At 70.8% G+C, this 10,746-nt stretch carries 12 protein-coding genes; 10 read left to right on the top strand and 2 right to left on the bottom strand.

Annotated elements, in window-relative coordinates:
* Nucleotides 1-225 precede the first annotated feature (225 nt).
* The 5 genes from ACETWP_RS16990 to ACETWP_RS16970 all read left to right on the top strand — a co-directional run bounded on the left by ACETWP_RS16990 (nt 226) and on the right by ACETWP_RS16970 (nt 4,149).
* Nucleotides 226-930: a hypothetical protein gene (locus ACETWP_RS16990; RefSeq protein WP_373973467.1), complete on the top strand. Its 705-nt coding sequence runs from the start codon at nt 226-228 to the stop codon at nt 928-930.
* A 96-nt stretch (nt 931-1,026) separates the two neighbouring features.
* Entirely contained in the window at nt 1,027-1,968 is a 942-nt protein-coding gene (locus ACETWP_RS16985) for an ABC transporter ATP-binding protein (RefSeq protein WP_373973466.1), read from the top strand.
* Nucleotides 1,969-2,062: 94 nt separating this feature from the next.
* Nucleotides 2,063-2,884 (top strand): ABC transporter permease, encoded by an 822-nt coding sequence (locus tag ACETWP_RS16980; RefSeq protein WP_373973474.1) that lies wholly within the window; start codon nt 2,063-2,065, stop codon nt 2,882-2,884.
* Between the two features lies 1 nt (nt 2,885).
* Nucleotides 2,886-3,716, top strand: coding sequence for an ABC transporter permease (locus ACETWP_RS16975; protein ID WP_373973465.1), 831 nt, complete (start codon nt 2,886-2,888; stop codon nt 3,714-3,716).
* 73 nt (nt 3,717-3,789) lie between these two features.
* A complete protein-coding gene (locus tag ACETWP_RS16970; RefSeq protein WP_373973464.1) occupies nt 3,790-4,149 on the top strand; it encodes a VOC family protein in 360 nt (119 codons plus the stop codon).
* Between the two features lie 28 nt (nt 4,150-4,177).
* Here ACETWP_RS16970 and ACETWP_RS16965 read toward each other — a convergent pair whose 3' ends face one another.
* Nucleotides 4,178-5,479, bottom strand: coding sequence for an MFS transporter (locus tag ACETWP_RS16965; protein WP_373973463.1), 1,302 nt, complete (start codon nt 5,477-5,479; stop codon nt 4,178-4,180).
* Nucleotides 5,480-5,665: 186 nt separating this feature from the next.
* Between ACETWP_RS16965 and ACETWP_RS16960 the strand changes: the two genes are divergently transcribed.
* From ACETWP_RS16960 to ACETWP_RS16940, 5 genes are read left to right on the top strand one after another with little or no spacing between them, the layout of a single operon-like run.
* Nucleotides 5,666-6,184: a hypothetical protein gene (locus tag ACETWP_RS16960; RefSeq protein WP_373973462.1), complete on the top strand. Its 519-nt coding sequence runs from the start codon at nt 5,666-5,668 to the stop codon at nt 6,182-6,184.
* Nucleotides 6,185-6,199: 15 nt separating this feature from the next.
* Nucleotides 6,200-7,048, top strand: coding sequence for an exodeoxyribonuclease III (locus ACETWP_RS16955; RefSeq protein ID WP_373973473.1), 849 nt, complete (start codon nt 6,200-6,202; stop codon nt 7,046-7,048).
* Between the two features lie 12 nt (nt 7,049-7,060).
* Complete coding sequence (trpS, locus tag ACETWP_RS16950) at nt 7,061-8,137, top strand: tryptophan--tRNA ligase (RefSeq protein ID WP_373973461.1); 1,077 nt, start codon at nt 7,061-7,063, stop codon at nt 8,135-8,137.
* A 3-nt stretch (nt 8,138-8,140) separates the two neighbouring features.
* Nucleotides 8,141-8,737 (top strand): 2'-5' RNA ligase family protein, encoded by a 597-nt coding sequence (locus ACETWP_RS16945; RefSeq protein ID WP_373973460.1) that lies wholly within the window; start codon nt 8,141-8,143, stop codon nt 8,735-8,737.
* Nucleotides 8,709-9,920: a YihY/virulence factor BrkB family protein gene (locus ACETWP_RS16940; protein ID WP_373973459.1), complete on the top strand. Its 1,212-nt coding sequence runs from the start codon at nt 8,709-8,711 to the stop codon at nt 9,918-9,920. The genes ACETWP_RS16945 and ACETWP_RS16940 overlap by 29 nt, the downstream gene beginning before the upstream one ends.
* Before the next feature lie 46 nt (nt 9,921-9,966).
* On the opposite strand, the gene ACETWP_RS16935 is transcribed toward ACETWP_RS16940, so the two are convergent.
* Nucleotides 9,967-10,731, bottom strand: coding sequence for an alpha/beta hydrolase family protein (locus tag ACETWP_RS16935; protein WP_373973458.1), 765 nt, complete (start codon nt 10,729-10,731; stop codon nt 9,967-9,969).
* Between the last annotated feature and the right edge of the window lie 15 nt (nt 10,732-10,746).

Raw genomic sequence — 10,746 nt, 5'->3', positions numbered from 1 at the left:
TGTGGAGGGAGAGTCCGCCGCACGGGTCCGCTCCCCTTCCGCTTCCGGCTAGCCTCCGCCCGGTACCGGCCGGATGGTCTGTCGGCGTGTCCGGGGTCGTCCGCGACCGGTCGACGGCGTGCGGAGCGTGCGCGGCCATCCCTGTGCGCCGGACGGCGGAAGTGGTACAAAGAGCACAGCACGGTCCCTCAGAACATGCGGCCCACGGGAAGAGAGGTTCGGCTCATGGACACGACCCAGATCATATGGATTGTCGTCGCAGTTGTCGCGGTGCTGGTTGTCATCGGAATCGTCGCCGCCGTCGGCGGCAAGCGGCGCCGCCAGCGCGAAGAAGAACACCGGCAGGAGGCGCGCGAGATCCGCGACGGCGCCGCCGAAGTCGAGCTGACCGCGCGTGAACGCGAAACCGCTGCACGAAAGAGCCAGATCGCCGCCGAGGAGGCGGAAATCGAGGCGGAACGCAAACGGCGCGAGGCGCAGGCCCAGGCGGCGCGAGCCGAGGAGGCCCGCGGCGAATCCAACGAACGGCTGCGGCGTGCCGACGAACTGGACCCCGACGTCGACACGGGCCGGAAGCCCCGCGGCGGCGCATCGGACCCGCGCCGGGACGAAGCCGCGGGGGGTGCCAGTCATCCGGTGACGCACGATCCGGACGATGCGGCGCAGCCCGATGCGGCACACCCGGACGCGGCGGGCGTCCGGCCCACCGCCGCGGGCACGGCATCTGACTCCCCGACCGTCGGCGCGACCCCATCGGGGGCCACGGGTGACACGGACGACTCGGCCGGCCCGTCCGGCGCTCCGGGCTCCGGCCGGCGGGTCGATCCGGACCGGGAGGCCGACACCGAAACGGCGCCACCCCCGCCGGAAGCCGAGTCCGAGGCGGCGCGGGAGGCTCGACGAGCCGAGGGTCGGCACCGCTCGGAATGACGGAGGGACCAGTCATCCGGCCCTGACCAGCGGCGAGGCTGGCGCAGGAAGGTGATTGATTTGTACCAATCGCTTACCGCGACTACAGTTTCCCCTGTGCCACACACCACACCTCGCCCCACCGTGATCTCCGCCCGGAACCTGACCAAGAAATACGGCGACTTCACCGCCGTCGACGGCATCTCCTTCGACGTTCCCGCGGGGGAGTCCTTCGGCCTGCTCGGACCCAACGGGGCGGGTAAGTCAACCACGATGCGCATGATCGGTGGCGTCTCCCAGCGCAGCGCGGGCGACCTCACGATCATGGGGCTGGATCCCGAGGAACAGGGCCCCGAAGTACGGGCGCATCTCGGCGTCGTTCCGCAGCAGGACAACCTCGACGAGGAACTCCGCGTCCGCGACAACCTGCTCGTCTACGGCCGGTACTTCGGCCTCCCGATGAGCTACCTGCAGCCCAAGGCGGACGAACTGCTCGAGTTCGCGCAGCTGACCGACAAGAAGAAATCCCGGGTGGACGACCTTTCCGGCGGCATGAAGCGGCGCCTCACCATCGCCCGCTCGCTCATCAACGACCCCAAGATCCTGCTGCTCGACGAGCCCACCACCGGGCTGGATCCGCAGGCGCGGCACATCCTGTGGGATCGCCTGTTCCGGCTCAAGGAGCGCGGAGTCACCCTGATCCTGACCACGCACTACATGGACGAGGCGGAGCAGCTCTGCGACCGGCTCATCGTGGTGGACAAGGGCCGCATCATGGCCGAGGGGTCCCCGTCGTCGCTGATCCGCGAGTACTCGACCCGCGAGGTCCTCGAGCTGCGCTTCGGGACGGAGCGGAACGCGCACGTCGCCGCGGAGCTCCAGGGCGTCGGCGAGCGCATCGAAACCCTGCCGGACCGCGTGTTGATCTACGCGCACGACGGCGAGGCCGCCCTGGAGAACATCACCGGCCGCGGTTTCGCCCCGATCACCTCGCTGGTCCGGCGCTCGTCGCTGGAGGACGTGTTCCTCCGGCTCACCGGAAGGAGCCTCGTTGACTGAGAGCCAGCGCGGGGCAGACCCCGTGCACGACGGCGGCGCAGCCGTCGCGCGCGCCGCGGGCGCGCCGTCCGACGAGCGCTTCTTCAGCTCGGCCCTGCGCCCGCACGGGCCGGCCACCAGCGCGGCGCGGGCCCGGCGCTACGGCACCTGGTACATCGCCGAGCAGGTGCTGCGCGGCATGAAGGGGTACCTGGACGTCATCGTCGCGTACTCCATCGGCAACCCGCTGATGTATCTGTTCGCGATGGGGATCGGGCTGGCCTCCCTCGTGGATTCCAACACCGGCGCCGCGGCATTCGGCGGAGTGACCTACCTGCAGTTCATCGCCCCGAGCCTGCTCGCGTCTGCGGCGATGATGACCGCCGCCGGGGAGTTCACCTACCCGGTCATGAGCGGGTTCAAGTGGCGGCGGACGTACTACGGACCGCTGGCCTCCCCGATCACGCCACACCAGATCTGCCAGGGCCACGTGCTGGCGGTGACCATCCGGCTGGTGCTGCAGAGCGCCGTCTACCTGGCCATCGTCCTGCTCTTCGGCGCCGCGACCAGCGGCTGGGCCTGGGTCACGGTGTTCACCGCGACGCTCGCGGGCCTGGCGTTCGGCATTCCGCTGATGGCCTACGCCGCCTCCATCAAGGAGGACCGCGGGCAGTTCGCCCTGGTCCAGCGCTTCGTCGTCATGCCGCTGTTCCTGTTCTCCGGCACGTTCTTCCCGCTGTCCACGCTCCCGTGGTTCCTGCAGTGGATCGGCTGGATCTCACCCGTGTGGCACGCGACGGAGCTGGGGCGCGTGCTCAGCTACGGCTATCCCGAGCCGGGGTGGCTCACCGTCGTCCACGTGGTGTTCCTCGCCGTCCTGGCCGCCGCCGGGCTGGTCTTGGCACGCCGCATCTACGCGCAACGATTGGAGGGCTGAGATGAGCCTGGTCCAGGACGCCGACCTCGAACTGACCGCGGACACCCGGCCCTTCGCCGGTCTGTACGCCCGCAACGCCCGCGCCGTGATCGGCCGCGGACTCCTCGCGACGAAGACGAGCAATTGGGCGATCATGGTGTCCGGCTTCGTCGAGCCGGTCCTGTACCTCATCTCCATGGGCGTCGGCTTGGGCGCGCTCGTGGGCACCGTCGTCGGACCGGCGGGAACCGAGATCAGCTACGCGGCCTACATCGCGCCGGCGCTGCTCGCCGTGTCGGCGATGAACGGCGCCGTCTACGACTCCACGTGGAACGTCTTTTTCAAGATGAACTTCGGCAAGCTGTACCAGAACATGCTCTACACCTCGCTCGGGCCGCTGGACGTGGCCATCGGGGAGATCTTCCTCGCGTTGCTGCGCGGATTCCTCTACGCCACCGGGTTCACGGCGATCATGGGCGTCATGGGACTGATCACCACATGGTGGGCGCTGCTGATGGTGCCGGCCTCGGTGCTGATCGCGTTCGGCTTCGCGTCGATCGGCATGGGCATCACGTCCTTCATGAAGACCTTCCAGCAGATGGACTGGATCAACTTCGTGATGCTGCCGATGTTCCTCTTCTCGGCGACCTTCTACCCGCTGAGCGTCTACCCGCAGGCCATCCAGTGGCTCATCCAGGCCATGCCGCTGTGGCACGGCGTCGAGTTGCTGCGGCAGCTGAGCGTGGGGGCCTTCAACGGCATGACGGCGGTGCACGTCCTCTACTACGTGCTGTTGATCGTGGTGGGGATGGTGCTGACGACCACCCGGCTGCGCGCCCTGTTCCTCAGGTAGCGGGCGCCCGGGAGGTTCAGCGTCCGCGGCCGGCGTTGTAGTCTGTGGGATACGCCAACCCCGAGGAGACCCGATGATCGGCACCTGGCACGCCGTCGTGTTCGACTGCGAGGACACCGAATCCCTCGCGGCCTTCTACGAGGAAATCCTCGGGATGGTACGGGTCCAGCACGACGACGATGGGTGGATCACGATCGGCGACGCTCCGGACCGGCCGGCGATCGCCTTCCAGCGGGTGGACGTCTACGTCCCGCCGGAGTGGCCGGGACACCTCCACCCGCAGCAGGCGCACCTGGACATCCGGGTGGCCGACCTCGACCTCGCCGAGGAGCAGGTGCTCAAGCTCGGGGCCACGTCGATGAACACCGGCGGGCAGAACTACCGGGTCTACCTGGATCCGCAGCGGCACCCGTTCTGCCTCGTCGCCTGGTAGCGGGGCGTCCCGCCCGAAGTCGGCCGGTTCACGCGCCCAGCCGGCGCCCCTGCACGACCCAGTAGAGCCCCCCGACGGCGAGGACGAAGAGACCGAGCGCCAGATACGTCGTCGCGGGGCCGTGGGCCTGCACCAGCAGCCCGGCCAGCATCGGGCCGAAGCCCATCCCGGCGTCGATGCCGAGGAAAAACGTCGACGTCGCCATCCCGATGCGTTCCCTCGGGACGCGCGTCACGGCGATGGTCTGCGCGGCCGAGAGCAGGTTCCCCTGGCCGAGCCCGACCAGCACCGCCGCCGCCAGCAGCCACGGCAGGGACGTGGCCGTGGCGAGCAGCAGCAGCCCCGCGGCGAAGACCGCGAACGCGGGAAGCATCACCGGGTTGTACCCGCGCCGGTCCATCAGCGGGCCGGTCCACGGCCGGGACACCAGCACCGCGACCGCGTAGGCCAGGAAGAAGAACGAGACGCCCGGGCCGAGGCCCCGCTCGTCGGCGAAGACGCCGAGATACGTCACGACCGACGCGTACCCGATGGTGAAGAGGCCTCCGACGGCGGCGATGGGCAGGACCGCTGGCTCGAGCAGCCGGGCCCACGGGCCGCGGCGCGCCGGGGGAGCGGCGTCGGGCCCGTCCGGCGCGGAGCCCGTCGGGGCGGTCGACACCCCCTCGGCGGCCCGCGGGTCCGCCGGCACGGCGAGCAGCAGCAACACGGAGACGAGCGACGTGGCCGAAGCGAGCCAGAGCACCGCGTCGAAGCCGAGCGCGCGCGACAGCGCCAGACCCACCAGCGCACCCGCCGCGACACCGATGACCGTGCTGGAGGCGTAGTGGCTGGTTCCCTCGCCCACCCGGAGGCGCGGGATCCGCGAGACGGCGACGGTTGCCGCGACGCTGCTGCAGATCCCGAACGCCATGCCGTGGAGGATCCTGGCCGCGATGGTGAGTCCGAGGGAGTCGATGAGCAGATGCAGCGGGGGCATGGCCACGAAGACCGCCATGCAGGCGGCGAAGACCGCCTTATGGGGGAAGCGTTCCATCAACGGTCCCGCGAAGACGCGGGAGACGAGCGCGCCGACGATGAAGATGCTGGCCACCAGCCCGCCCGTGGCGTCGCCGACCGCGAAACGGGAGATGGACTGGGCCGCGAAGGTCGACAACAGCAGGTGGGCGTTGAAGAAGACGAGCCCGCTGGCGACGCTGGCCAGCACGAAGCCCGGTGTCCACAGCCTCGCGGCCGCCGCGGCCGCGGCTCCGTGACCGGGGGTGGGGCCGTCCGCTAACCGGGAGCCCGCCGCCGGGTCGACCGGGGAACGGGGATCGTCGTTGCTCATGGAAAGCAACGATAGGTCGCGCCCGGCCGGCGGCGGAATCCTTGACGCGCCGTTCCGCCCCGCGGAAGGGACCGTCGCGTCCCCGTCCGCGTCCCGCGCCGCACCCGCGCCAAGCACTGGACGGCCCGTGTTCGCCCACGGTTGAACCTGTCGGGGTGTTGGGCGGGCGTTTGAGAGAATGGGCCCATGCAATCACTCGGCAAGGCCTCCGGTCCCGCGCAGGACAAGAAGATCACGCTGAAGGCGAGCACGCTCTCGCTCGCGGTCATGGTGACGGTATTCCTCGTCGCGGTGGTGTTCGCGGCCAACGAGAACGACGTCATCGGCTGGATCGTGGCGCTCGTGTCCCTCGGCTGGCTCATGCTCGCCGCCTTCCTCGTGTTCGGGCTGCGCCGCGGCGCCCAGAAAATGAGCGACCAGATCAAGAGCGCGACCGCGAGCATGGCCCCGCGGGCCGACGCGCAGGTGGAGACCGTCGTGATCGACGAGTACACCCGGACCCGGGACCTGAAGCTGGACCATTCGTTCAAGATCGTCCAGGTGCAGGTCGGGGTCATCAAGGAGCACCGCGACCAGCCGGGGGACGCCGCGCGCGGCATGGTGGACCGCGCCGTCGAAACCATCGAGATCACCGCGCACAACGCGCGGGAGATGATGAAGCCGTCCGGCGGATCGCAGCCGCTGTCCGGCGAGGTCATCGACTAGTCCTTTTTCGGTAAGCTGGATCGGGTGAGCCCTGCAGTGGAAACAAACGCGACCAAGAACGACGGCGCCCTGCGCGTCGCGTCCGTCAACGTCAACGGCGTCCGCGCCGCCTACAAGCGCGGCATGGCGGACTGGCTGGCGGACCGCGACGTCGACGTCCTGTGCCTGCAGGAGGTCCGGGCGCCCGACGCGATCCTCCGCGGCCTTCTGGGCGACGGATGGCACATCCTGCATGCCGAGGCCGAGGCCAAGGGCCGCGCCGGCGTCGCGATCGCCTCGCGGCAGGAGCCCGTGGCCACGCGCAACCACATCGGCGACGACTTCTTCACCACGTCGGGACGCTGGGTCGAGGCGGATTTCACCGTCGACGGCGGCCAGGTCCTCACCGTGGTGAGCGCCTACGTGCACTCCGGCGAGGCCGACACCCCCAAGCAGGTGGACAAGTACCGCTTCCTCGACGTCATGGCGACGCGCCTGCCTGCCCTGGGGGCCGAGAAGGACCACGCGCTCGTCGTCGGCGACCTCAACGTCGGGCACACCACCCGGGACATCAAGAACTGGAAGGGCAACGTCAAGCGCGCCGGCTTCCTGCCGGCGGAGCGCGCCTACTTCGACCGCTTCTTCGGCGAGGAGATCGGGTGGAAGGACGTGCACCGCGAGCTCGCCGGCGACGTCGACGGCCCCTACACCTGGTGGTCGTGGCGCGGACAGGCCTTCGACAACGACACGGGCTGGCGCATCGACTACCAGATGGCCACCCCCGGGCTCGCCGCCCGCGCGACGAACGCCGTCGTCGACCGCGCGGCCAGCTACGACGCGCGCTTCTCCGACCACGCCCCCCTGGTCGTCGACTACCAGTTCTAGAAGGACCACGCCATGAACCCCGCACACTCCGCCGTCCAACGGCCGCGCGTCCTCTCCGGCATGCAGCCCTCCGCCGACTCGCTGCACCTGGGCAACTACCTGGGTGCGCTGGTGAACTGGGTGAAGACGCAGGACGAGTACGACGCGTTCTTCTTCATCCCCGACCTCCACGCCATCACGGTCCCCCACGACCCGGCGCAGCTGCGCGAGCGCACGCGCCGGACCGCCGCGCAGTACATCGCCGGCGGGATCGACGTCGAGCGGTCCACGCTGTTCGTGCAGTCGCAGGTGCCTGAGCACGCGCAGCTCGCCTGGGTGCTGAACTGCATCACCGGCTTCGGCGAGGCCGCGCGCATGACGCAGTTCAAGGACAAGAGCGCCAAGGCCGGCCAGGAGGCCGCCAGCGTCGGGCTGTTCACGTACCCGGTCCTCATGGCCGCCGACATCCTGCTCTACCAGCCGCAGGGCGTGCCGGTCGGCGACGACCAGCGCCAGCACGTCGAGCTGGCCCGCGACCTCGCGCAGCGCTTCAACCACCGCTTCGGCGAGACGTTCACCGTTCCCGAGGCCCTCATCCAGAAGGAGGGCGCGCGCATCTACGACCTCCAGGAACCGACGTCGAAGATGTCCAAGTCGGCCTCCAGCCCGAACGGGCTGATCAACATCCTGGACGATCCGAAGGTCACGGCCAAGCGCATCAAGTCGGCGGTCACCGACGCCGACACGCGCGTCGCCTACGACCGGCAGGCCAAGCCCGGTGTGTCCAACCTCCTGGAGATCCTCTCGACGATCAGCGGCACCCCCGTGGCCCGGCTGGTGGAGGAGTACGAGGGCCGGATGTACGGCCACCTCAAGGCCGACGTCGCCGAGGCCGTCGTCGCGCGCATCCGGCCGATCCGCGACCGCACCCTCGAGCTGCTGGACGACACCGCCGAGCTGGACCGGCTTCTGGCGCACGGCGCGGCCAAGGCCCGGGAGACGGCCGCCGCCACGTTGTCGGCCGTCTACGACAACGTGGGCTTCCTGCGGTCGGGCGCGCCGGCCGAGCTCCCCGAAGGCGGCCCCCGCCTCGCCGGGACGGTGCTGTAGGCCGTGCGCCACGCGGCGGGCGGCCCGGCGGAGGCGGTGGGGGAGGAACGGGCCGGCCCCGGATCCTCCGCCGGACTGAATTGCGTCGGCATCGTCATCCGCCTGCCCGAGTCCCTGAGCAGGGAGCTCGAGCGCTGGCGGGCGTCCTTCGGGGACCCGCTGGCCGCCGTCGTGCCCCCGCACATCACCCTGGTGACCGGCACGGACACCGACGACTGGGAGCGGGCCCGGGAGCACGTGCGGAGCGTCGCGCGGCGGGGCCGCCCCTTCAGCCTGCGCCTGCGCGGTACGGGGACCTTCCGCCCCGTCACCCCCGTCGTGTACCTCAACATCGCCGAGGGGTGGGACGAATGCGTCCGGCTCCACCGGATGCTCCAGTCCGGCCCCCTGGCCAGCGACCTGGAGTTCGCCTACCACCCGCACCTCACGGTCGCCCACGACGTGACCGACGCGGGCATGGACTACGCCATGAGCGTCCTCGGCGACTACGACGCCGCGTTCCGGGTCGAGTCGATCGGCCTGTTCGAGCACGACGTCACCGGGCTGTGGACACTGCGTGAGGAGCTGACCCTTGGCGGGAACGGGCCGGAGGACAACTAGCACGACGCCGTCGCGCGGCGCCGTGGGCAGCGCGGCGGGGAGTTCGGCCGTGGTGGCCGCCGCGGCGTCGTCCGGGACGGATCCCGCGGAGCCCGTGGACCCGCTGGACCGCGCGGAGCTGCGCGCCGAGGCGATCCGCAAGCGCGCCGCGTGGGGCAAGACCCGGCGGGAGAAGGCCGGTCCCGTGGCCGAGGCCCTCGCCGCGGGCGGGTGGTTCATGGCGCGGATGGGGTCGCGGCGGCCCTTCCGCGCCCTGCGGCTCTACCTGCTGCGGCACGGGCCGTTGCTGGCCGCCGGCATCGCCTACAACCTGTTCTTCTCTGTCGCCGCCATGCTCGTGGTGGGGTTCTCCATCCTCGGGCTGATCGTCAGCGGCAACACCGAGCTGCAGGAGATCATCGTCGCCTTCGTCGCCCGCACCGTCCCGGGGCTGATCGACACGGGCGAGGGAGGGCTGGCCCAGCCCGAGGACCTCTTCGACGCGAGCGCCTTCGGCTGGTCGCTGGTGATCTCCACCGCGGCCATGCTGATCACGTCGCTGGGCTGGATCGCGGGCCTGCGAACGGGCATGCGGGGCATCTTCGGGATCCCGCCGGAAACGACCAACCCTGTCCTGGCGAAGGTCCGGGACCTGGGCGTGCTGGCGCTGCTGGCGGTGTCGCTGATCATCACCACGGTCCTGGCGCTGGCGGTCGGCACGGCGTTGGACTGGGTCACTGGGCTGCTGCGGCTGGATTCGGCGCTCGCGGCGCCGTTGGCGCGTGCCGGTGGCATCGCCGTGATGCTGGTGCTGGACGCCGCCGTCGCGGTGGTCCTCTTCCGCCTGGGGTCGGGGATCCGCATGCCGCGCCGCGTCATGTTCCAGGCGGCGGTGCTCGCCGCCGTCGGGTCCACGGTCCTGCGCTTCTTCAGCTCGTCGCTCCTGGGCAGTGTCAGCCGCAACCCGCTGCTCGCCTCGTTCGCGGTCGTGCTGGGCCTGTTCGTCTGGTTCTACCTACTCAGCCAGGTCTACCTGCTGGCCACCGCATGGGGCGCCGTGGGCACGGCCGACGCCGCGGCGCGCGACGGCGCGGCGACGACAGGCGGCGGCCTGCGGCGCAGGGCGATGCGCATGCGGAGGTCGGCCCGCGCCGCGAAGAGCCGCGAACCCGCGGGCGCGGCGGACTGGCCGCCCGGCACGTAGGTCCGGTGGGAACCGGCGGGGACCGGCCCGTGGGGGCCTGCCCGCGCTAGTCCCGTTCCCCGAGGTAGGGCTCGGCCCACACCGCGATCATCCGCGCGGCCCGCTGCCCGTGGACGCGCCCGGTCAGGAGGTGGTCTGCACCGTCCAGGGCAAAGAACGACTTGGGGTGCTTGGCGGCGGCGAAGATGTCCCCGGCGTTGGCGACGCCCACCGTGTTGTCGGTGGGGGAGTGCATCACCATCAGGGCGGCCCCGAGGTCCCGGATGCACGCGGAGAGGTCGTGCTCCTCGAGGTCCTTCACGAACGCCCGCGTCACCTCGAGGCTACGGGTCCCCAAGACGAGTTCGGCGCTGCCGTTGGCCTCGATCTCGTCGAGGAGGTGGCCGATGGTCTTCTCCAGGTGCCGGGGCGAGTACGGCGCACCGATGGTCGCGACGGCGCGCGGCCCGACCTCGCCGGCGGCGGCGAGGACGGCCGCGCCCCCCAACGAGTGCCCGACCAGCAGGTCGACCCGGTGCCCCCGCTCCCGCAGCGCGCGCGCCGCGAGGACGGTGTCCCGCGTCTTGAGGCCGAAGGACGTGTCGGCGAAGCGCCCCCCGGAGTGCCCGAGGCCGAGGTTGTCGAACCGCAGCATGGCGATCCCCTCGGCGGCCAGGCCCCGGCAGACCCGCACCGCGGCCAGCGAGTCCTTGCCGAGCGTGAAGCCGTGGGAGAAGACGCCCCAGCCGGCGGGTTCGCCGTCCGGGAGGTCGATGACGCCCGCGAGCTCGGCGCCGCTGGCGCTGGTGAACGTGATCTTCTCGCTGGGCATGGCGGTCGCTCGTTT

Origin of the sequence: Arthrobacter halodurans (assembly GCF_041877255.1) — a bacterium.
GTDB classification, from domain to species: Bacteria; Actinomycetota; Actinomycetes; order Actinomycetales; family Micrococcaceae; genus Arthrobacter_N; species Arthrobacter_N halodurans.
The sequence above is the reverse complement of the archived record's forward strand: the minus strand, read 5'-3'. Positions and strand labels throughout refer to the sequence as shown.